General features: G+C 36.1%; 16 protein-coding genes and 1 other annotated feature. Of the genes, 13 read left to right on the top strand and 3 right to left on the bottom strand.

The window, feature by feature from the left end; genetic code table 11:
• The first annotated feature begins 336 nt into the window (after positions 1 to 336).
• Both DWZ63_RS07880 and DWZ63_RS15945 read left to right on the top strand, forming a co-directional pair.
• Positions 337 to 777: a hypothetical protein gene (locus DWZ63_RS07880; RefSeq protein ID WP_055940844.1), complete on the top strand. Its 441-nt coding sequence runs from the start codon at positions 337 to 339 to the stop codon at positions 775 to 777.
• A gap of 550 nt (positions 778 to 1,327) precedes the next feature.
• Complete coding sequence (locus DWZ63_RS15945) at positions 1,328 to 1,441, top strand: PH domain-containing protein (protein WP_147353210.1); 114 nt, start codon at positions 1,328 to 1,330, stop codon at positions 1,439 to 1,441.
• 230 nt (positions 1,442 to 1,671) lie between these two features.
• Here the strand turns inward: DWZ63_RS15945 and feoB are convergent, their stop codons facing one another.
• Positions 1,672 to 4,014: a ferrous iron transport protein B gene (gene feoB, locus DWZ63_RS07875; RefSeq protein WP_055942931.1), complete on the bottom strand. Its 2,343-nt coding sequence runs from the start codon at positions 4,012 to 4,014 to the stop codon at positions 1,672 to 1,674.
• Positions 4,015 to 4,480: 466 nt separating this feature from the next.
• Between feoB and DWZ63_RS07870 the strand changes: the two genes are divergently transcribed.
• Positions 4,481 to 4,666, top strand: a complete 186-nt coding sequence (locus DWZ63_RS07870; RefSeq protein ID WP_022015341.1) for a hypothetical protein — start codon at positions 4,481 to 4,483, stop codon at positions 4,664 to 4,666.
• Between the two features lie 132 nt (positions 4,667 to 4,798).
• Here the strand turns inward: DWZ63_RS07870 and DWZ63_RS07865 are convergent, their stop codons facing one another.
• Entirely contained in the window at positions 4,799 to 6,793 is a 1,995-nt protein-coding gene (locus DWZ63_RS07865; RefSeq protein ID WP_118499393.1) for a beta-galactosidase, read from the bottom strand.
• A 185-nt stretch (positions 6,794 to 6,978) separates the two neighbouring features.
• A complete protein-coding gene (locus DWZ63_RS07860) occupies positions 6,979 to 8,061 on the bottom strand; it encodes a CPBP family glutamic-type intramembrane protease (RefSeq protein WP_118499391.1) in 1,083 nt (360 codons plus the stop codon).
• A 208-nt stretch (positions 8,062 to 8,269) separates the two neighbouring features.
• Here DWZ63_RS07860 and pta point away from each other — a divergent pair, with 208 nt between their 5' ends.
• The 10 genes from pta to DWZ63_RS07810 all read left to right on the top strand — a co-directional run bounded on the left by pta (position 8,270) and on the right by DWZ63_RS07810 (position 23,368).
• Entirely contained in the window at positions 8,270 to 9,262 is a 993-nt protein-coding gene (pta, locus tag DWZ63_RS07855) for a phosphate acetyltransferase (protein ID WP_055940853.1), read from the top strand.
• A 193-nt stretch (positions 9,263 to 9,455) separates the two neighbouring features.
• Positions 9,456 to 10,586: an AraC family transcriptional regulator gene (locus tag DWZ63_RS07850; RefSeq protein WP_172794128.1), complete on the top strand. Its 1,131-nt coding sequence runs from the start codon at positions 9,456 to 9,458 to the stop codon at positions 10,584 to 10,586.
• Between the two features lie 135 nt (positions 10,587 to 10,721).
• Positions 10,722 to 10,958, top strand: a complete 237-nt coding sequence (locus DWZ63_RS07845) for an HPr family phosphocarrier protein (protein WP_055940859.1) — start codon at positions 10,722 to 10,724, stop codon at positions 10,956 to 10,958.
• A gap of 288 nt (positions 10,959 to 11,246) precedes the next feature.
• Entirely contained in the window at positions 11,247 to 13,355 is a 2,109-nt protein-coding gene (locus DWZ63_RS07840) for a serine hydrolase domain-containing protein (protein ID WP_118499389.1), read from the top strand.
• Positions 13,356 to 13,455: 100 nt separating this feature from the next.
• Positions 13,456 to 13,776, top strand: a binding site (T-box leader).
• Between the two features lie 114 nt (positions 13,777 to 13,890).
• On the top strand, positions 13,891 to 15,612 hold the full coding sequence (gene ilvB, locus DWZ63_RS07835) for a biosynthetic-type acetolactate synthase large subunit (RefSeq protein ID WP_055940865.1): 1,722 nt from the start codon (positions 13,891 to 13,893) through the stop codon (positions 15,610 to 15,612).
• Between the two features lie 122 nt (positions 15,613 to 15,734).
• Positions 15,735 to 16,238 carry an acetolactate synthase small subunit gene (ilvN, locus tag DWZ63_RS07830; RefSeq protein ID WP_055942933.1) on the top strand — a complete coding sequence of 168 codons (504 nt, stop codon included), beginning with the start codon at positions 15,735 to 15,737 and terminating at the stop codon, positions 16,236 to 16,238.
• Positions 16,239 to 16,251: 13 nt separating this feature from the next.
• Positions 16,252 to 17,733 (top strand): glycosyltransferase family 39 protein, encoded by a 1,482-nt coding sequence (locus DWZ63_RS07825; protein ID WP_118499388.1) that lies wholly within the window; start codon positions 16,252 to 16,254, stop codon positions 17,731 to 17,733.
• Positions 17,734 to 17,736: 3 nt separating this feature from the next.
• Positions 17,737 to 19,839, top strand: coding sequence for a hypothetical protein (locus DWZ63_RS07820; RefSeq protein ID WP_118499386.1), 2,103 nt, complete (start codon positions 17,737 to 17,739; stop codon positions 19,837 to 19,839).
• Between the two features lie 24 nt (positions 19,840 to 19,863).
• Entirely contained in the window at positions 19,864 to 21,426 is a 1,563-nt protein-coding gene (locus tag DWZ63_RS07815; RefSeq protein ID WP_118499384.1) for an NAD(P)/FAD-dependent oxidoreductase, read from the top strand.
• Positions 21,413 to 23,368, top strand: coding sequence for a glycosyltransferase family 39 protein (locus tag DWZ63_RS07810; protein ID WP_118499382.1), 1,956 nt, complete (start codon positions 21,413 to 21,415; stop codon positions 23,366 to 23,368). The genes DWZ63_RS07815 and DWZ63_RS07810 overlap by 14 nt, the downstream gene beginning before the upstream one ends.
• Positions 23,369 to 23,378 lie beyond the last annotated feature (10 nt).

Genomic DNA, 23,378 nt, shown 5'->3' with positions numbered 1-23,378 from the left:
TTATTAACCAAGTAGTCTTGTTTGACTACATCATTATTATACTAGGATGGATGATAATGAATAGCAATGGAAAAGCAGATGCGTAATGTTAAAACCAAATCAAACGGAGGAGAGAAAGAAAATGGCAGTAAATTTTAAGAAAGAGAGTGAAAGATAATATGGTTAAACAAATTAAAGGTTATTGTAAATACTGTGGAAAAGAATATACCAAAAGTGGAATGCTTCGTCATTTACAAGCATGTAAAGATAGAAAAAAAGAGCTTGACAAAGAAAATATAAAAAGGAAAAGCAGATTTTTTGCGTGATATATGGGTGGAATGTTGTTGCCATCTCAGCATGTTTATATGCAATGGTGTACAGTATGAAAGCTGTCCGGATACAGAACTTTTTTGGGGGAAACCTTCAAAAAACATGAAGTACAAATTGAAAGATGTTGTTGGGGTGGGAGATACTTTTTCGTATGAATATGATTTTGGTTCAACAACGAGATTAGTCCTTAGCGTAAATAGTTGTATTGAGAGGGAAAAACACAATAATAAGATTGTAATTTTATCTCGTAATAATCCTCCTAAAATAATTTGCAATAGCTGTGAAGAGAATGAAGCTAGATGGGTAAACCCGTTTGGATATAATAATGGAACAGCCTTTTGGTGCAAAGATTGCTTAAAAAAAGCTCATGATAAAGAAAATGATGAGTTTTCAGATGAAGAAGGATATTTGTTGCCAATATGCAATTCTCCAAGAATGGGTGTTTGTGGGTATGAAGGAAGAGTGTGATTTTAATTTGTAGAAATTTGTGAATTTATATGATAGAATATGTCTGTTACCGCTCCCAGACAGGTAAGGAAGGGAGGTGTTTGTCATGGATATTATTATTTCCTTTATTGTTGCCGTTGCGGCTGGTGTAGTTTGTCACTGCATCAACAAATGGTTAGACGGAGACAAATAGTTGGTAACTAACCTATGGTATTAAGCCTTCCATACCAAAATAGGAATAGAAAACCCCGAAAGTCTTGCACACTTTCGGGGTTTTCGTTAGCTGTCCGTCATGGACTATTATTTCCTTTTGTCTATTGACATTATAGCATATGCAAAAATGATTTGCAATATGCGCATAATGATTATATGAATCAAAAAGTAACAGTTCAGCCCTTCATTTATTACATTCGTAAACCTGCCAGCAAGCTGTCAGTCGTTGCTATGCAGCTTGAGTTTACTTCATTTCATAAATGAAATATTATATAAAGTCCACTTTTCAAAGTATGGCTATAGAGGTATAATATTTGTATCAATTTACTTCTTATAATTCAGCGAAGGGAGAAAGAAAATGGCAGTAAATTTTAATCAGGACAGTGTATTTAATTTGAAACCGATAAGCAATGATGAGGTTCGCAGTGAGGTTGACGGCTTACTGATAGCTGGGGAGCAGATAGAGTTTTAGTTTAAGGGTGCGGTGGATATTGGAAAGATAGGCAGAATGTTATCGGAGTATGTTTTATAGTTAAAAAAAAATAATAAATGATTTGTTATGTTGGCATTGCGTAAAAATTGCAATGTTAAGGAATTACGCAGAAACTCCAATATGCATTTGATATTTAAGTAATAAAAATAGCAGAAACACTTATATTCTAAATGTTTTCTGCTATTTTTATTACTTTATTCGTGATATTTTTACCAGATTACTCCACCAACGAGATTAACAACAACCGCCGCAACCCATGCGATACTGCATTGCAGCAATATGACAAGCAATGCCCATTTTCCACCAAGTTCACGCTTTATTGAAGCTATTGCCGCAACACAAGGTGTGTACAAGAGGCAGAATACTAAGAGTGCCATTGCGTTTACAGGTGATATGATTCCGAGTAAAAATGATGTTTTTGGTATAAGTACCGAAAGTGTTGATACCACGCTTTCTTTAGCCATAAATCCGCAGATAAGTGCCGTGCATATACGCCAGTCGCCAAATCCGGCAGGCGAAAAGACAGGAGCGATAACGCCCGCTATGGATGCTAAAATACTTGATTTTGAGTCTTCTACCACATTGAATCTGAAATCAAAATTTTGTAATACCCATATGACGATTGTAGCAAGAAAGATTATGGTGAAGGCTTTCTGGAGAAAGTCTTTCGCTTTTTCCCATAAAAGCTGAGCCACATTTTTTATGCCCGGCATACGATAGTTAGGAAGCTCCATAACAAAGGGAACGGGTTCGCCTTTGAAGAGTGTTCTTCTAAATATCAGTGCGGCAGTTATAGCAAAAATAATGCCAATAAAATAGAGCAGTATCATGACGAGTGCTGCGTTGCCGGGGAAAAACGCAGTTGCAAAAAATGCGTATATAGGCAGTTTTGCCGAGCAGCTCATAAAAGGTGTGAGCAGTATCGTCATTTTTCTGTCGCGTTCTGAGGAAAGAGTTCTGCTTGCCATAACACCGGGAACTGTACAGCCGAAGCCTATGAGCATAGGGACTATGCTTCTGCCGGAAAGTCCTATTTTTCTTAAAAGCTTATCCATGATAAATGCGACACGAGCCATATAACCGCTGTCCTCCAGCAATGACAAAAACAAAAATAATGTTACTATAATAGGAAGAAAGCTGAGTACACTTCCCACACCGTTAAATATTCCGTCAATTACAAGAGAATGAAGGACACTGTTTACATTGAGTGATGTCAGAGCTTTGTCGACAGCATTTGTGAGAAACTCGATACCAAGTTCAAGCAGGTTTGAAAGTGCAGCACCGATTACATTAAATGTAAGATAGAATACGAGTGCCATTATGATGGCAAAACTTGGGAGTGCCGTGTATTTTCCGGTCAGTACCTTGTCGATTTTTCGGCTTCTCGTATGTTCTTTACTTTCGTGTGGCTTTACAACAGTTCCATCGCAGGTTTTTAATATAAAGTGAAATCTCATGTCGGCTATGGCTTCTGCACGGTCGAGTTTTCTGTCTTCTTCCATCTGCTGGATAATCTGTTCAAGTATATTTGACTCTTTTTCATTTAAGTTAAGGGCTTCTTTGATAAGAGAGTCACCTTCGGCAAGTTTTGATGCTGCAAATCGTACAGGGATATAAGCCTTTTTGGCTTTGTCCTCGATGAGGTGCATAATTCCGTGAATACAAGCATGGACGGCACTGCCGTTATCATCAGGAGAGCAAAAATCGGTTCTTATAGGTGTTTCCTGATATTTTGTTACATGGAGTGCATGGTCTATAAGTTCTTCTATGCCTTCATTTTTTGCAGCAGATATAGGAATTACCGGGACGCCGAGCTGTTTTTCCATCTCATTTATATGTATTGCACCACCATTTTCTCTTACCTCGTCCATCATATTAAGGGCAATGACCATTGGAATATTAAGTTCAAGAAGCTGCATTGTCAGATACAGATTTCTTTCTATATTAGAGGCATCGACAATGTTTATGATACCTTTCGGTTTATCTTTCAGTATAAATTCTCTGGTTACTATTTCCTCGCTTGTATAGGGCGACATTGAATATATACCGGGCAGATCGGTGATAAGGGTGTTTTTGTGACCTTTTATCACACCGTCTTTTCTGTCTACCGTTACACCGGGAAAGTTCCCTACATGCTGGTTTGAACCGGTAAGTCTGTTAAAAAGTGTTGTTTTGCCACAGTTTTGGTTGCCGACAAGGGCAAAAGTCAATACTTCATCATCAGGCAGAGGATTGTGGTGTTCTTTTTTATGTTCTTCATTATATTCGCCAAATCCTGGATGAGGAATCGACTTGTGTGGTTTGCTTTTCTTCGGTGTTTTATCGGATACAATCGGTTCAACTTCAATTTTTTTCGCATCGTCAAGTCTAAGTGTCAGATCGTATCCGTGAAGTTGTAATTCAAGCGGATCACCCATAGGTGCAAGTTTTATAAGAGAGAGAGTAGTTCCTTTTATAAGTCCCATATCGAGAAAATGCTGTCTTAAAGCACCTTCACCGCCCACGGATATTATTTTGGCACTGTCACCGGCTTTTAAGTCACCAAGATTCATTTTTTTGTTCATTTTATCCTCATTTCCGAGCAATGATTAGTTATTAAGCTAAGATACGAATTAGTATTTGTAATATAAAAGCCATTTGTGTTTGCTCAGGTACAAACAGCCGCTTTTTGATATGATTTATCAAAAAACATCTGATTACTGATAAATCTTATCAAAAAGCGGGACTGTTCGCAATAGTTACATAAAAATCAATCAGATGATAAGCCACAGTTTAGTCATGAAAAGACAATGAATGTATAGTATTAATATCTATACTGAATATGTGAATAATTATACACTAGAAAACGAGTGGAGATAAAATAGAGTGATACAGAGTGTTTAGAAAAAATTTAAGCAATAAAATTAAATTTTATATTTTAATTGCTTCAGATTTGTGGTATTATATTATGACAAAAGAAAATAGTTATTAGCCACATCATATATGTGAACAGTAACGAAATTTCGGGAGGTAGGTCTTATGGCAGACGTTAATCAGGAAGTTAAAGAATTAAAAGAGAAGATTGAGTTTTGTTCGTATGTTATGAAATATGGGAGACTGATTGATATGTCTTCTGATCAGACTGTTAAAGCGTTCAAACTTAAATGTGAATTGGAAGATGAGCTGAGATTCATCGAATTAAAAAATAAAAATGGAGGCAAATAAAAAAGTGCTGCCGGAAATTAAAACTACCGCAATATTATCCTATAATAAAGCGGTAGTTTTTTTGTTTGAATTTTTACATTGAAATTAATTTGGAAAAATTACAAATTTTTGTTTAAAATCTGTAATGTTAAATTAAAAAATCTTTACTCCATATGGCTCTAAAGTAAGTTTATCACCTGATATAGTGCTGAAACTTAATTCTTTATCAGTCACATTAAGGTAAAATTCTATTGTATCACCGGTTTCGTCCTCACGCTTATGATATTCTATTCCATCGGGGAGTACATAGTATGGTGTTTCTGTTTCTTCAAGCATAGTTTTGAAAAGCTCAGACATTGCATTCATATCAAGCCTTGCAGCAACATAGTACGATTTGCCATCACCATATGTTTTTCGTGTTACAACGGGAGTTCCGGCATAAAAATCACTGTCATATCTTGCGATAACATCTGCATCTGATACACGGAGAATTTCAGCATAATCACGGATTTTGGCTTTGTTTCCATTTGTGAATGTGGCTGAATTTATGTCGCAGTCATAAAGTGTATCAATTTCTTCACTTATTAAGCCAAATAGCTCGCTAAGTCCGTTGCCTGGAAAACCACCGAGAAAACAGAGTGTGTTATCATCTACATAACCCGTGAGATATGTTGCAAGGAGCTGACCGCCTCGTTTTACAAATTTTTTGAGATTATCAGCTGTGCCCGGTCTTAACATGTATAGCATAGGTGCGACAACTACATTGTAGTCGTCAAGATTATCATCTGATGCTACTACATTCATGTCTATTCCAAGTTTTAAAAATTCATGGTAAATGTCAGCACAAGTCTGAGGATAATTTTTTGTTTCGTCTGAAAGTCCACGCATATTTTCAATAGCCCACATATTATCCCAGTCAAAGAGAAGTGCTGCTTTAGGTTTTACCAGTGTTCCCTTTACCTTTGAGAGATTGTCAAGCATTTCTCCGACTTTGGCAACTTCTTTAAATATTCTGGTATCATCGGTGCCTAGATGGTCTACGACTGCACCGTGGAACTGTTCAAAAGCACCTCTGCTCTTTCGCCACTGGAAATACTGTACCGTGTCAGAACCACATCCTACAGCCTGTGCAGAAAAGAGTTTATGCACACCGGGACGCTTGAGTTTGTTGTATCTGTGCCAGTTTGCAAGTCCCGGAGCACTTTCCATAAGCATATAAGGCTGGTCTTTTTTCATTGAACGCATAACTGCGTGGTCAAAAGAACTTCTCGCCATTGTGTCGGCAAAAGTTTCATAGTTATTATGGAAGAAAGGATAAGAGTCCCATGAAATAACATCAAGCTCTTTTGCCATCACACGATAATCAAGCCCTGGGAAAAGCTGCATAAAGTTTGTTGTGACAGGAATATTTGGTGTTCTCCTTTTGAGGATTTCAATCTCTGACTTCATATAATCAGTAGTATTCCATGTGGTAAAGCGTTTCCACTCGAGATTTAGCCCCATTATGCTGAACTCACCGTTGGCATATGGAGGTTCTATCTGTGAAAAATCATTGTATGTATGACTCCAAAAGCTTGTCCACCATGCCTTATTTAATTTATTTATATCGTGGTCAAATTTGTCTGCGAGATAGTCCTGAAATTTCTTTTTGCACAGAGGACAGAAACACTCACCGCCAAATTCATTTGATATATGCCACATTACAAGTCCCGGATGGTCGCCTACAGTGTCGATTATCTTATTTATAATGATACCGGTTTTTTCTCTGAATTTAGGTGATGACATACAGTGATTATGTCTGAAACCGTGGTGTGCACGGTGGTCATCGGCATTTACACGCATACATTCAGGATATTTTTCGTCAAGCCAGGCAGGGCGGGCACCTGAAGGTGTTGCAAGAATGGTATAGATGCCATTTTCATAGAGTTTATCCATAATGTTTTTGAGCCAGTCCATATGAAACTCGCCCTCTGACGGTTCATAGGCTGCCCATGCGAATATGCCTACGGACATACTTGTCATCTTTGCTTTTTTCATAAGTTCAATATCTTTTTCAAGAATGTCAGGGCGGTCAAGCCACTGGTCAGGGTTATAGTCTGAGCCGTGGAGCAGTCCCTTTATCTGAGGAAATAAAATTTTTTTACTCATATATACATACCTCCAAAAAATCTGTAAAGTATTAAGATTATAACATTTATAAGGGATATTCACAATGCAAGATTGGGATAACAGTTACAATAAATGTAACAGTTCTACCATAAAAAGGTACTTAACAATACAATGAGTAGTTAAATGTCTTGCTGATTATCTTTATAAGGTTGAAGTGATATGAGTTAAAAATACAGGCACATGGCGAGATAGCCGCAGCACCAGTGCAAAAACACGCATCCCCACAGATTTTGGTGTCTTTCATATACATATCCGAGAGCCATACTGAGTAAAAATGCACTCATCATAAAATAGAAACCGAAAGGCATATGCATAAGTGAAAAGAGCAGAGAAGTTAAAAATATGCTGAAAAATTTCTGGAAGCGTATTTTCATAAGTGATTTTACACTTGTCTGTATCACGCCACGGGCAAGAAATTCCTGAACAAAGGCGGTGAATACATAGGTGTAGACACCTGAGAGCGAACCACCTATATAGTAGTCCTTTATTTTGTAACCGAGTAACATAAGTATGGCTTTGCTAAGCAGAAGTATGCATGAAGCGACAGCCGCTATGGATAGAGACTCGACAATAGTTTTCTTTATTGTGTTTTTCCGTGGGATAAGTCCTATGTCACGCATTGAAAAGCTTGTCATAAAGACTATAACGAGGAAAAGCAAAAAGGTTATACATTCTATAATCTGAGTGTAAACGGAGGATTTTAAATATATATGTAAAGTAAATTGCAAAAGACTCCATGTCATAAGGAAAACACTGATACAGAGTATAAGACCTGCAAAAATAAAAGCACAGTCATGTTCATGCTGTCTTAATTTATATTTGTCGGTGTCATCTTCTATAAGTATCACCATACCGTTAAAACCGGTGTCCGGGTTATAAACGGCATCGGGGTCAAAAAGTTCCGTCTGCGATGGTTTTAAAAGACTTATATCTATATTAAAATAGTGTACTTCTTTTTCTTTGCCAAAACGGTATCTTATTGAAGTTTTTGGCATTACTTTTCCCTTGTCGATACTTTCACGGAAAAGTTTGTTGAAAGCTTTGTTTTTTTTGTTATTCATAAAAAGTTCTTTAAAGGACTGTCCAAGAACATCTTTTTTGGATGAAATTCTTAAAATTTCAAGACTTGCTGAATTGCAATAAGTTATTGTGCCGTCAGAGTCAAGGGTTATGACCCCGTCTGACATATTTTCAAATATCATATTTTTCTGGTCGGCAGATATGGTTGCCGGAAATTGTGGTGACATAGGAATACCTCGCTTTGTTAAATCTGGTAACAGTTCTAACTTTTTATGGCTGAACTGTTACATAATATAATCATATCATACTTCTATTGCATTTTTTTATCAAATTGGCATTGTTTATATTGACTTTTTTATCAAATTATACGAAAATAGGCATGGTATTCAATAATACATAATTATATATATAAAATTTAGAAATGGAGATGATTGAATGTTTGGTTTTGGTCAGTTAATAGACACTTTAAAGAAAAGTCCAAAGAAGATCGTTTTTACGGAAGGTGAGGATTCGCGTATTCTTGAGGCTGCTTCAAGATTACTTGCAAGTAATTTCCTTCATCCTATTCTTATTGGAAATGAAGAAAAGATTATGGATGCAGCAGAGGAGTGTGGTTTTAACATTCGAGGTGCTGAGATTATAGATCCTGAAAATTATGAGAAGATGGACGAGATGGTTGAAATGCTCTGTGAAATCAGAAAGAAAAAAGGTATGACACCTGAAATGGCAAGAGAAGTTCTTTCACAGGCAAACTATTTTGGAACTATGCTTGTAAAAATGGGTGTTGCTGATTCATTACTTGGTGGTGCTACATATTCAACGGCTGACACGGTTCGTCCGGCACTCCAGTTGATAAAGACAAAGCCGGGACACAGTATCGTATCATCATGCTTTATACTTGTAAGACCAAGTGCTACAGGTGAAAATGAGGTTATCGCTATGGGTGACTGTGCGATAAATATCAAACCGACTGAGGATGAACTTGTAGAGATAGCAGGTGAGGCTTCAAAATGTGCAAGGATATTCGGTGTAGATCCGCAGGTTGCATTTTTAAGTTATTCGACACATGGCTCAGGAAAGGGAGAAGATGTTGACAAGATGAGAAATGCAGCTCAGAAAGCAAGAGCAAAGTACCCTGATCTTCCTATAGATGGCGAGCTTCAGTTTGATGCTGCCGTATCACCTAGAGTCGCAAGGACAAAGTGTCCTGAATCAGAGGTTGCAGGTCACGCAAATACATTTATATTCCCTGATATTAATGCCGGAAACATCGGATACAAGATTGCACAGCGTATGGGTAATTTTGAGGCATATGGTCCTATACTTCTCGGACTTAATGCACCGGTTAATGATCTGTCAAGAGGATGTAATGCATCAGAGGTTTATTCTATGGCAATCATTACAGCAGCATTAGCTAACAACATTTAACATTATCAGGCAGCAGAGCAGATTGCGGGTATCTGCCTGACTGACAATAAATTACAAACTATAAATAAAAGCGGAAAATGATGTTTGAATTAATAAGACAATACGGCTTCTAAAATAAATGGCAGGAGTTATATTGTGCAAAGACAGCAGATTCCGCTTTGTTTATCATTATCGGATAATAGGACTGGTATATATGAAAGATAAGTTTTTCTTAATGCATATGATGCCTATAGTGAGGGCTCATATTGCGATATTTGATGAAAATGGAAATGTAAAAGAGCAATTATCTGAATCGAGAGAAGAAGATTTAAAACTATATTCAGAAATTATTAAAAAGTCAAGGAAAGATTTCCCATATATTATACTTATTGATACAAGTGTTGTTGTATGCGTTATGTGGAATGAGCCAGAAAAAGAATTTATTGTTATAGGAAAGACTGCACTTTACAGTGAATTTGAAAATCGCAACCAGGATATACTTGAATGTCCCAAGGACACATATACATCTGCGATAATACTTATATGGAATAAACTTACGGGTAAAATGATAGGTAAAGGTGATCTCTGGACAAAGAACATAGTTCTTGATGATTCTGTCAGTAAGTTTATAACAGAGAATATATTTGAATATCAGGAGAATGGAAAGCTGCATAATCCATATGCACAGGAGCAGAGGGAACATGACAGTATAAGGCGTGGCGATATAGAGGGACTTAAAGCAAGTATAAATGAGGTTTATCCGGGTGAGATAGGGAAACTTGCGGAAAATCAGGTCAGGAGTATAAAAAATGTTGCGATAGCGGTTATAACTTGTGCTTCAAGGTGTGCCATAGAGGGTGGATTAAATGCGGAGAAAGCATTTTCAATGGCTGACGGATATATAATGTATATAGAAGAAGAGATGAATGATCCGGTAGAGATAGAACGGGTTGTAAGGGAAGCCGAGTTTAATTATGCCAGGGATGTGCATGATTTAAATAGAAAAAACATAAAAAATCCATTGATACATCAGGTTAAGGATTATATATTCTCTCATATACACGAACAGCTTATGGTAAGAAATATTGCCAGATATATAGGGGTTTCACCAAATTATCTTTCAGAACAGTTCAGCCGGTTTGAAGGAGTTACACTTAAACAGTATATTATTGATGAAAAAATAAAATCAAGTGAATATCTGTTAAAATTTACGGATTATTCTCTTCAGGAGATAAGCAGTTTTTGTGCGTTCAGTTCGCAGAGCAGATTTAGTGTATATTTTCAAAGAAAAAATGGTATCACACCTGCAAAATATAGAAAAATGTATCAAAAAGGGAAAAAATAGAAAAAAACAGAAAAAAACAGTATTTTTTGTAGTTAAATCAGTAGAAAATGTATATAACAAAAGTTTCATTGATGATATAGTAGCGTGAAAAGTTGCAAAATGTATTTTTTTGAGATGAAAAGGAGTGTTTTTGTAATGAACAAAGTAAACATTAAGTTTAGAGATGTAGCTGACGTAAACAGGTTTGTTCACATTCTCTCAAAATACGATGCTGATTTTAACTTATACTGTGGAAGTTATTATGTAGATGCAAAATCTTTGCTTGGCATTATGACTATGGATCTTAGAAACAGTATGTGGATGACAGGAAACTGTGAACCGGCTGAAGCAAATCAGATTATTCGTGAATTAGGAGACTTCGTTGCAGCATAATTTGTTATGAAAGCAGACCGGAAGATATGGATATAGATTGAAAAAGCACAAAACTCTGCGCTTGTTGCAGATTGCATCTGTTATGTAAACTGCAGCCTACATTTCACATTAGTTGTGAGATGGCAGAGTTTTTTTCTTTTACAAACATATAGTTTTGTGATAAAATAAAAAATGCTTATTGTTCGTAGATTTAATGCAAACAGTAATAAAATGTACTTGCAGAAAAATGGCTACTGTTCAGAGGAGTGAATAGAGACAAAAAAATAATGGTGGAGGATAGAATATACCATGCAGAAAAAAGTTTTAACATTTATGCTGGCATTTGTGCTGTCATTATCATTTGTGACTACTGCATCAGCGATGGGTTATCATGAAAGTGATATTGAAAAATATATTATGGGGCAGTTATCAAATGCAAAGATACCGGGAGGTTCCGTTTCTATAGTAACATCCGGAAAAGAGGTGTATAGTGCATCTTTTGGAGATGTGCCGGAGACAACATCTGATTTAAAGATTGGTTCAGTGAGTAAAGTATTTACCTCATTAGCCGTATTGCAGCTTGCGGATTCAAAAAAACTAAAACTTGACACAAGTGTTTCTGAGCTGGTTACAGGATTTGATGGAAATAGTGATGTGACAGTTGAGGAGCTTTTGAGACAGACAAGCGGCTATACTGCTGAACAGAGTATAAAGGGTGACAGGATTCCTGCTCCGGATGGAAAAAAGGGAGAATATAAGGACGCAAGGATAAACTATGCGATACTTGGAAAAATAGTAGAAGCTGTGTCTGAAAGTGACTATTCAGAATATATTCAGAAAAAGATAGTAAAACCATTAAAACTTGAGTCAACATATACTACCGATGAAATGTCAGGAAAAGATATTGTGGGTGGTCATGATAATATTTTTGGGCTTCCGGTTGCAAAAAGAGCAGTGAGCAATGATGACAAAGAGTGGGATGCAGTTTCAGCTACAGGCATTGTTTCAGATGCGAAAGACATGGGAAATGTTTTGAGTATGTATCTCGCAGCGGGTGGACAGACCCTTTCTTATGATCAGATTGAAAAAATATATTCTGATGGTGTAGATTGCGGAAAAACAATATTCGGAACAAATGGAACATCAAGTCTTGGATGGATAAAAACAAAAGTCGGCAAGCAGGATGTATATTATGTTTCAGGAGCTATAGATGGTTACATTTCGGCAGCTTTTCTCGTACCGGGTCAAGATGTTGGAATTGCTATGCTTTTTGACACATCTGATGTAATTTCAGGTAATGATGTAATTTCTGAACTTATGTCAAATGTTGTATGTCTTGCAATAGGCGAGAAAGCGAGAACAATAGATTCAAAAGCAGTCATGATGCCGCATATTGAGTTTGATGTTGTATATGTCATTGCATTTTTTGCGTCACTTCTTCCTATGTTCATGATGAGCTGGTGGTATAGAAGAACAAGAAATAAAGGGATTGGCATAGTTAAGACTATTGTGGATGTGGTTGTTCATATTGCACTTCCTATAGTGATATATCAATTTGTACCTGTTATCATAGAAAATGTTTTAGGCAACTCGCTCGGTTCGTGGTTTATGATCAAAAAGTTCCTTCCGGAATGTTACTATATCACTCTTATTGTTGATGCGATATTACTTATCGGCGTGCCAGTCAAGGTAATTGCAGCTATTGTTGCAATGAAGAAAGGTCCTGTCGATGAGGACGAAGAAATGGCGGAAGATGAATTATTTGAAAATTTAGGTGATGATGCAGAAAAATCAGATGAAGATAAAGAGGAAAAAACAGAGCAGATAACATCAGATGATGTCAAGCAGCAGGAAAGTGATGAAACATCTGAAAAATCAGAAAAAAACGAAGATGAAAATTTGGACGGCAGCAATGATATAGCAGATAAAGATGGTAAAACAATTACAGATATTTCAGAAACAGAGCAGGGAGTATCGGACGATGATAATGCAGAAATATCTGACAGTAAACAGGATATATCAGAATTGGAAAATGTAACAGAAGAAATTGCAGCTGCGGCGGAAGAAGATGATGACATAGAGAATGTCGAAACAAAGAACGATATATCAGAAACAGAAAGCCAAGATGAACAGGCAGATGCTTTAAAAACACAGGATGAGGTCGTAAAGGAATTTAAGACAAGGTCCGGCAAAAACAAAAAGACTGAGGAATACGAGAGCAGCTTTGAGAGAGAAGCTGTAAAAGCCTTAGAAACAGATGAGCATGAAAATTCAGACGATACCAATGATGAACTTAAGGATATCAAGTCTGATTCGCAGATGCAGACGGCAGTTCCAAAGATAAAAAAGAGATATAGTCCTCAAAAGGGAATGCCTGTAAAGATTGTTGTCGAGCCGGATGATAACCTTGACAACTAAAAAGGATTATGTTAATATTTTTTCAATTAAGCAGTATTATTAGCGGTCACACGGCAGGTTGTGGTCGATAGTATATGAAATTTGGACAATTAATTTAAAAGTGATGGCTGTGATGAGGAGGAGTACATATATTTAAGATTCCCTAGAGAGAGGATGTATGGTGAAAATCCTTGTATCTGATATATGGAAGTAGCCTTTGAGCTTTGAACTGAAAGCAGTGATATGGATTAGCAGATTTTATATATCCGTATATCAATGATGTTTGTATCAAAATGTGTTTTGCTGCAGACCGATGCAAGTAGGCTTCAACGGATTTTCCAACGTTATATGGAAAACGATATAAAAGATTTTTATCTGAGTATCGGATGAGTGCAGATTTTATCTGAAATTAGGTGGTACCACGAAAATATTCGCCCTAAATTGACATTGTTTGTCAGTTTAGGGCTTTTTTGATGAAAGATGCAGTGATAGCGGCACTGAGTTTGCAAAGCAGACTTTTGTTACTACTTATATAAGAAAGGTTTGGTGTTTAACTATGATTAAAGGAACTGAATTATTTGTAAAGGCATTGAAAGAGGAGGGGGTTGATACACTTTTCGGTTATCCGGGAGGTCAGGCGATAGATCTTTTTGATGCACTGTACGACCAGGATGATATTGAAGTCATTCTGCCAAGACATGAGCAGGCACTTATCCATGCGGCAGACGGATATGCAAGGTCAACAGGAAAGACAGGTGTGTGCCTTGTCACAAGCGGACCGGGTGCAACAAACCTTGTAACCGGAATTGCTACAGCAAATTATGACAGCGTTCCGCTTGTATGCTTTACAGGTCAGGTTCCGCTAAACCTTATGGGAAATGATGCGTTCCAGGAAGTAGATATAGTAGGAATAACGAACAGTATATGCAAATACAGCGTAACAGTAAGAAAGAGAGAGGACCTCGGACGAATAATAAAAGAAGCTTTCTACATAGCAAGAACAGGCAGACCGGGACCTGTAGTTGTTGACATACCGAAAGATATTCAGGTTGCGATGGGAAGTGAAGAATATCCTGAGGAAGTAAATATAAGAGGTTATAAGCCTAGTGAGGGTGTCCATGTTGGACAGATAAAAAAAGCCGTGAGCATGATGAAAAGGGCAAAAAAGCCATTGTTCTTACTCGGAGGAGGAGTAAATCTGTCGGGGGCAAACGAACAGATGAAAGAGCTTGTCGAGATGACGGGCATCCCTGCGATAACGACCATTATGGGAAAAGGTGCAATATCATCAAAGCACAGATTATATCTTGGAAACATCGGAATACACGGAAGTTATGCGGCAAACCATGCGGTAAGTGAATGTGATCTTCTTATTTCCATAGGTACAAGATTTAATGACAGGATAACGGGAAAGATAAGTGAATTTGCAAAAGATGCAAAGATAGTGCATATAGATATAGACTCCGCTTCTATTTCAAAAAATATTGTCGTAGACATTCCTATAGTAGCAGATGCAAAACTTGCCATAGAAAAACTTATCGAGTACGGAGCACCGCTCAAGATAGAAAAATGGGTAGAACAGACGCTTGAATGGAAAGAAAAATATCCTATAAACATGGATAAATATGAGGGACTTACACCTGAAAAAGTAATAAAGTACATAAATGATAACTTTGAAAGACCTATCGTAAGCACAGATGTAGGTCAGAACCAGCTCTGGACAACGCAGTTCTTTGATATAGAGACAAACAGACAGCTTCTTACATCGGGCGGACTCGGAACAATGGGGTATGGATTTCCAGCGGCAATAGGAGCAAAGATAGGAAATCCTGAAAGACCTGTTATAGCAATATCAGGTGACGGCGGTATGCAGATGAACATTCAGGAATTTGCGACAGCTATGGTTTATGAACTTCCTGTCATTGTAGTAGTATTCAATAACGGTTATCTCGGAAATGTAAGACAGTGGCAGCAGCTTTTCTTTAACAAGAGATATTCAAGTACCTGCCTTACATATAGAAAGAGCTGCAACCGTGACTGTATGAATAAGGACAAATGCTGTCCGAAATATATACCTGATTTTGTAAAACTTGCTGAGAGTTATGAAGCAAGGGGGATAAGGATAACAAAAGAGGAAGAATTAAAGAAAGCGTTTGACTATGCGCTTGAATTTAAAAAGGGACCTACACTTATTGAGTGCGTGATAGAGAGAGAGGCAAATGTATCGCCGATGGTGCCGACGGGAAAAACGCTTGCGGATATGATTATGGATTGTTAAGATTTGTAAAATTAGATTTATGTTGTGTTGATTGCACAAATATAATTTAGTGAAAATTTTACAAAATATGGTTTGTATATGAACTGATAAGAAAAAATAGAAAGGATGATTGTGATATGGAAATGAAGAAACGTTGTATTTCGCTTTATGTGGAAAATCAGATAGGAGTTCTTGCTAAGATTTCCGGTCTTTTTGCGGGCAAGTCCTACAATCTTGATACGCTTACGGTGGGTGAGACTGAGGACCCTACTGTTTCAAGAATGACTATAGAGATGACTATGGATGATGTGACTTTTGAGCAGGTTAAAAAGCAGCTTAACAGAAATGTTGTCGTTATCAAGGTTATGGATTTTTCTGATATTCCTATCCATAAGACGGAACTTGTATATATCAAGATAAACAGTTGTACAGAGAAAGATAAAAATGAGATATTCAGGATAGTAAATTCTTTTGACCATCTTGAGATTGCTGACTATGGAAAAAAATCGGTTATTGTAAGATATGTGGAGACAGAAGGCAAAGTTAATGATATAATAGATTTGTTTAATAAAACTTTTATAAACAGAATAGAAGTAGTCAGAGGTGGAAGCGTTGCTATTGAAGCGGTTTCAACTACCACGAGATAAGGAGAGGTGACGGATGAAAGAGGAGAGTCTAGGGAAAATACTTACAAAGTGCAGCTATGTGTTGTTCGCTATAGCTTTTGGATATATATCATTAAATATTATGTTTGCGGATAAGATTCATTCATATAAAATAACCAAGCTTCTTCCGGGGATGATGGTTGGCGGTGTTGTAGTGGCAATAGGGATGTTTATATTAAGTAAAATTGTTCAGGAAAAGATTGACCGCCATTTTAAAAAAGTGTTGATTGTTTTTTCAATCGTATATTATATTGTCTTAATTAGAATGGGATTTCTTTTGAGATTTACACCGTCATTTGATATGGATGCAATCTATAGCGGAGCAATTCAATGGACTAATGAGGGGAATTTCTCGAATTTTTATGAGTATTTTGGTTATTTTCCAAATAATCTTGGCTCAATGGGATTTTTACATATTGTATTTAAAATTGCATCATTATTTGGCATAAAGGATTTTTTTGCGGTAGGAATAATTGTAAACAGTGCACTTATAACGGGAACTGCCGTAATTGTTTCACTTATCTGTGAAAAAATAGCAGGTTCTAAAACAGCTTTGATGTCATTAATCTTAGTTTTATTATGTTTTCCGTTTTATTTTATGGGTGCGGCATTTTATACAGACTCGTTATCATTAATATTTCCGGTGTTATTCTATTATTTGTATCTGTGTTTAAAAGATGAAAACGATAAAAAGAAACAGATAATATATCTTGTAACTATGGGGGTGTCTTTGACTATAGGTATGATGATAAAATTTACCGTTGTTATAGTTTTGATAGCTGTAGTCATAGATGCATTTCTTTGTATTTCGTGGAAGAAAGTGTTGTTGATATTAGTTGTTTCTTTAGCATTTTACGGGGTAACAGTGTCAATATATAATCATAATATCTATAAAAATTATATAAGTGACGAGCAATATCAGAACTTAAAAACACCATATTGGCATTGGATAATGATGGGCTTACAAAATAATGGTTATTATAATCCGGAGGACTATGAATATACAAGGTTGTATGATGTAAATGAAAGGTCGGCAGCCTGCCGTAAAAAGGCAATGGAGAGAGTTAAAGAACTGGGTGTATCAGGTCTGTTTAAACTTTGGACTAGCAAAGCGGTAATCTGTTTTGGCGATGGAACATATGCATTGTCAGATTTCTTAGACGATACACCGGCGAATGAAACCGGTATTCATAATTATATCTTATATGCAGGGAAAAATTATAGCAAATATCAGTCATTTTCAACAGGGTTATTGATAGTTTTATATCTGCTCGCTATTGTTGGTGCTGGTAGGGATATTGTTGGCAAAGTTAAATATAGAGAATCGATTTTGCCGACAGCTCCAAGACTTGCGATGCTTGGGATACTATGCTTTTTAATCTTATGGGAAACAAGCGGAAGATATTTTACTAACTATGTACCGATATTGATAGTTTGTGCTTCGCTTACATTGTATTGGAAGAAGGAGGTAGTTTAAGTTATGTCAGAGGGGATTATAGGAAATATTACAGCGGTTCTGTATTATATGTTCTTTGTTATAAGTGGTATAATTATAATGTTTAGACTGCTGAATAGTCAAAAGTTAAGTATTATGTTTAAATGTCTTTTGGGAAGTGTTTTCGGAACACTTGAATTTCAATGGATGCCGATAATATTTGCTTTTTTCATGGATTTTACGGTTAAGGCACATATATGTGCTTTGGTTATTCAGGTGCTTGTTTTTATATTAGTTATATTGAAAACAAATAGGGAACAGGGATTTATAAATACTTATAAAAAACCGATAGAATGGAAAAGATTTTTGTGGGAAAATCCGGCATCTATAATTATTTTTGCAAGTTTTGTTATATTTGCTTATTGCCTTAATACGCATACGATATTACTGAATTCAGACGGAAGTTTACATACGGGACAGGCAACTTACGGTGATATGAATATGCATATAGGATTTATCACAAGCATTGCAAAACAGCATACATTTCCACCGGAATATTCTATTTATCCGGGCATAAAACTGGCATATCCGTTCTTAAGTGACAGTATAAGTTCAAGTCTGTATCTATTGGGAGCATCACTTAGAGTGGCATATATTATTCCAATGCTTGTTGCGGTAATGCAGGTTTTTTGTGGATTTTACTGTTTTATTAAGTTTTGGTTCAAAAAAGGTTCGGTAGCTTTTATTGCATTTATATTATTTTTCTACGATGGGGGATTTGGTTTCATCCATTTCTTAAACAAAGTAAATTTTTCTAAAAATTTTACAGAGTTTTATTTTACACCGACAAGTATTGGCGATTACAATTATCGCTGGGCACAGATAATAGCAAATATGTTAATTCCACAACGTGCGACATTGTTTGGATGGGCAGTATTATTTCCGCTTCTTGCGTTTTTATATTATGCAAAAGAAAATCGAAGCATTAAGAGTTTTCTTATAGCCGGGATAATGGCAGCAGGTTTACCTATGATACACACTCATTCATTTCTCGCACTGGGTATAATATGTGTTGTATGGCTGTTTTGGGATATGTATAAAGAAAAAGAAAGTTATTTGTTATTAAAACTCGCTGGAATAATCTGGGTAGTATTTTTCTTTTTGTTGAGAATGTATAATGACAAGACGGGATTGATAGAAAAAAATGGCTTTATTATAATGATTGCAGGCTTAGGCATTATAGCAGTTCTTTTTGTTAAAGAAATTGTATTATGTTTTAAAAATTCGACTATTAAAAGTTATATACAAACATGGGGAGTATTTCTTATTCCAGTAATATTATTTGCATTTCCACAGTTATTATTTTGGACATTTGGTCAGGCATCAGGTGATGGATTTTTGAGAAGCCACTTTAACTGGTCTAATGCAAATGATAATTATTTTATATTTTATCTGAAAAATATAGGAATTACTTTTTTGATTTTTTTCCCAGCTTGGGTATCGGCAAAGAAAAAAGAAGTTCAGACTGCATCGCCAATGTTACTGATATTTTTTATTGCTGAGCTAGTAGTATTTCAGCCAAATGAATATGACAATAATAAATTATTGTTTGTAGCATTTGTATTTATGTGTGGAATTGTCTCAGATTTTGTGATAAAATTATTTGAGAAAAATTGGAATATAATACTTAAAGGTGCATTAGCGGTAAGTTTGCTGTTTGTAGGAGTATTTTCTTCTAGTATGACTATTGCGAGAGAATGTGTGTCTGACTATGAATTGTATTCAAAAGCACAGGTAGATGCGGCTGAATATATAGAAAAAAATACTGCTGAAAAAGCGGTATTTCTTACGGGAGATAATCATAATAATGCAGTTGCGGCATTGACGGGAAGAAGTATTGTATGCGGGGCAGATACATTTTTATATTATCACGGAATTAACACGGCGGAGCGTAAAAATGAGGTTGCCAATATGTACGCAGACCCGGTTGGAAATAAGGAATTGTATAAAAAATATAATGTATCATATATTTTTGTAAGTGATGTGGAAACTGGCGAATTCCAGATTAATTTTGAGGGATTAGGACAGATTGCGGAAAAGGTATATGATGCTCAGAATGTTGTGATATATAAATGTAATGAGTTATAAAATGAGGGATAACAGTTAATAAGAATGGATGAAAATTTAAAAAAAAATGTTGTAATCATCGGAGGAGGTCCGGCTGGTCTTACAGCAGGATATGAACTATTAAAGGATAATGATGATATTAAAGTTACGATACTTGAGGAGAGTAAGTCGCTCGGCGGTATATCACAGACAGTAAGATACCACGGCAACAGGATGGATATTGGCGGACACCGCTTCTTTTCAAAAGATGATACGATTATGAAGTGGTGGTCTGATATGCTCCCGGTACAGGGTAAACCGTCCTATGATGATAAGGTGCTCGGCAGAGAAAAAGAGTTTGCAAAAGGCGGTCCTGACCCTGAAAAGGAAGATGAGGTAATGCTTGTCAGGGAGAGGGTTTCAAGGATATATTATAATCGCCATTTCTTTGATTATCCTATATCAATGAAGCCTGAAACTATAAAAAATATGGGACTTTTTACTACATTTAAGGCAGGAATGAGTTATCTTGGCTCATGCATAAAGAAAAGACCTGAGACAAATCTTGAAAACTTTTATATAAACCGTTTTGGAAAAGTATTATACAGTATGTTCTTTGAGGGCTATACGGAAAAACTCTGGGGCAGGCATCCAAGAGAAATATCGGCGGACTGGGGAGCTCAGCGTGTCAAAGGTCTTTCTATCCGTGCGATAATTAAAGATATTTTTTCTAAGATATTCGGTAAAAAAGACAACTCAAATGCAGAGACCTCACTTATTGAACAGTTCTGGTATCCGAAGTACGGACCGGGTCAGCTTTGGGAACTTACGGGAGAAAAGATAAAAGAAAAAGACGGAAGTATCTTATTTGAACATAGTGTAAAAAAGATAAATAAGAAAGACGGTAAGATAGTTTCGGTCATATGTGCTACACCGGATGGTGAAAAAGAAATATCAGGTGATGTATTTATTTCTTCAATGCCTGTAAAAAATCTTGTTGAGGGAATGAACGATGTGCCTGACGATATTAGGGATGTGGCGGCAGGACTTCCATACAGGGATTTTGTTACGGTTGGACTTCTTGTAAAAAAACTTGAACTTGTAAATAAGACGGACAAGAAAACATTATCAGATATAGTACCGGACTGCTGGATATATGTTCAGGATAAAGGATACAAACTCGGAAGAATACAGATATTTAACAACTGGTCACCGTATATGGTTGAAAAACCTGAGGACGCGGTTTGGATAGGACTTGAATATTTTTGTGCCGAGGGTGATGAATTCTGGAATATGACTGATGAAGAATGTATCGCATTTGCAAAAGACGAGCTTGTGAGAATGGAAGTGATAAAATCGGATGCAGTCCTTGATGCACACAGGGAGAGAGTAAAGAAAGCATACCCGGCATATTTTGATACATACAGCGATTTTGATAAGCTGGTTACATATTTAGACGGTTATGACAATCTTTTCTGTGTGGGAAGAAACGGTCAGCACAGATACAACAATATGGACCACTCAATGCTTACGGCAATAAATACTGCAAAAGCAATAAAAGATAATGTAACTGATAAAACAAATATATGGAATGTAAATACGGAGAAAGAATATCATGAGTCAAAATAAACAAATGACTGAAAATATAATAAACACGATTGCAAAACATCCGTACCTGTCAATGTTTTTGGTATGTCTTATGGCAAATTTGCTTTGTTTTGGTTCGGAGGGAAATGTTCCTCAGAATACTCTTGGCATTGAAATAATGATAGTGCTTATTGTTTCGCTGTTGTTTTATCATTGTATGTTAAAAAATTACGGAGATAAGATAAATTTCATATTTGGTGAGGAAAATAAGATTTCGTATAGTGCATTATTTACGATTGTACTTGAATATACAGTTCTTTTACTTTTTGGGGCTTACAGATTCACCAATTCGCAGTATAAGGGTGTATGGATTTTTGTTGTAGGGACGATATTACTGGGAATGTTGTGTGTCTCACTGTATAGTGATAAATTAAAGATGCAGGTTATATCGTTAGCTATAATGGGAGAGAGTTTTCTTGTGAAATTTTATTATATTTTTTATACATCGGTTTATACAAGGCAGAATGATGTAGGAGAATTTGGTGGCAATGACGGTCATTCTGCTTACATTGAATATATATTGTTCAATCATAAACTGCCTGATTTCGATCCAAGAGAGGTATGGACATTTTGTCATCCGCCACTCCATCATTTTCTGTCTGCCGTGTGGATAGGCATAAACCAGTATGTGCTAGGAGTAGACAAGGATGCGTCAAGAGAATCATTGCAGACACTTACATTGTTTTATTCGATGGTGGTTATTATAGCAGCATATAAAATCTTGCGGTATTTCAAGCTGAAAGGAATGTCACTTTATATACCGCTTATGATAGTGGCATTCCATCCGTCATTTACATATCTTGCAGGAAGTGTTAATAATGATATACTTTCAATCGCACTTATGATGTGTGCCATAGTATGTACGATGAGATGGTATGAAGAACAAAATATTAGGAATATTTTAAAAATAGCATTTTGTATAGGATTTGCAATGATGGCAAAACTTTCAGCAGGGCTTATAGCACCGTCGGTTGCAGTTGTATTTTTATATGTATTTATAAAAAATGGAAAAAATAACATAAAAAAATATATCATCCAGTTTTTGTCATTTGGGATTGTGTGCGTACCTCTTGGATTGTGGTTTGAGATAAAAAATCTTATCAAATATAAGATGCCGATAACATATATACAGGAAGTGGCAAAGGGAACATCGCAGGAGTTAGGTGACCAGAAATTTTTAAACAGGATAACAGATTTTTCAGCAAAACATTTTAAAAATGTGTTTGAACAGTGGCTAAGTATAGATGCAAACGGCAAAAAAATAGGATTTAATGAAAATAATCCTATAATATCTCTGCTTAAAACTTCGTTATTTCATGAGTATGTAAATGAATATACCTTTGGCGATAATAAATTTGCTTTAGCTTTGTGTAAGCCCTATTTCTGGCTTTGCATTATTCTTGCCATATCATTATTTGTTATAATGATAATAGCATTAGTTAAGGCAAAAAATATGCAGCCTATATGGAAAATATTTTTTGTGTTGTTTTATGTATTTATGATGCTTAACATATATAAAATGTCAGCAGATTATCCCATGGTATGCACTATGAATTTCAGATATATAACACCAACTGTTATAGTTCAGGCATTGTTTGGTGGAATATGGCTTGTATCATACAGGGGTCAGGTCGTGAAAGAAACTTGTGGCACAGCAGATGGAAAGGTAGATATGATAAAAGGGAAAGCAGATGTTGCGTTTGCAGGAGAAGAAACAGCTATAGCTGAAGAAAAAGAAACTGTTTCGTCGGCAGATAGAAAGACAGGTATGATAGAAGAAAAATCATCTGTTAATGATGAAAGTTTGAATGAAGTTAATAGAAATAAAAAATTAGCAGGAAAAATCCTGCTTGCCATGACTTTTTTATATGTGGTTATGGGTACTTATATATGGATGGTTGTATGTTATAATACAAGAGGATAACCAGAAAATA

The organism is Clostridium sp. AF34-13 (genome assembly GCF_003477845.1).
Taxonomy (GTDB): domain Bacteria; phylum Bacillota; class Clostridia; order Lachnospirales; family Lachnospiraceae; genus Butyribacter; species Butyribacter intestini.
This window is presented reverse-complemented; position numbering and strand designations above follow the sequence as displayed.